Source organism: Caldimonas tepidiphila, from assembly GCF_003569765.1.
GTDB classification, from domain to species: Bacteria; Pseudomonadota; Gammaproteobacteria; order Burkholderiales; family Burkholderiaceae_C; genus Caldimonas; species Caldimonas tepidiphila.
The window spans coordinates 1-707 of record NZ_QXMG01000190.1; the positions used below are offsets into that span (position 1 = coordinate 1).

At 66.6% G+C, this 707-nt stretch carries 1 pseudogene; it reads right to left on the reverse strand.

The features are described 5' to 3' along the window. Nucleotides 1–682, reverse strand: a pseudogene (locus D3A59_RS25045) (IS3 family transposase); the annotation flags it as partial. Between the last annotated feature and the right edge of the window lie 25 nt (nucleotides 683–707).

Consider the following 707-nt stretch of genomic DNA (forward strand, 5'->3'; position numbering starts at 1 on the left):
CAGACCCGGTCGGGGGCCGGTGCTGTGAAGTCGCGGTCGAGAAGGTTCTCGGCCACCGGCAGCTTGTGGTTGCTGTCGGTCGTGGCCTTGTACTTGCGCCGCGCACGAGCCCGGATGCCGTGCAGTTGCATGAGCTTTTGCACCCGCTGCTTGCCCACCCGGATGCCGCGGGCCAGCAACTCCTTCCACACCCGCGGCCAGCCGTACTCGCCGCGCGACTCGGCATGCACGGCGCGGATGTGCACCAGCAGTGCGTCGTCGCTGACGCTGCGGCTCGTCCCGGGGCTGCGCGTCCTGTGCTCGTGATAACCGCTCGGGCTCACCCCCAGCACCTCGCACGCCAGCGACACCGGCCAGTGCTGCCGGTTGCGCTCGATCCACGCGTACTTCACTCTCGCTCCCTCGCGAAGTACGCCGTCGCTTTTCCCAGGATGTCGCACTCCATCTTCACGCGCGCCAACTCCGCGCGCAGCCGGGCAATCTCCATCTGCTCTGCACTCACCGACTTGGTGTCCGCGCCCGTGAGCCGCCCCTCCCGCTCTGCCTTGATCCAGTTGTGCAGCGTCTGCTCGGCAATCCCAAGGATCTTGGCCGTCGCCGCCATACCCTGCCCGTTCTTGACCAGCCTCACCGCCTCCAGCTTGAACTCCAGCGTGTAGCGCGCCCTCTTCGTCTTCGTCACTTCCTTCTCTCCTTGCCTCGATTTC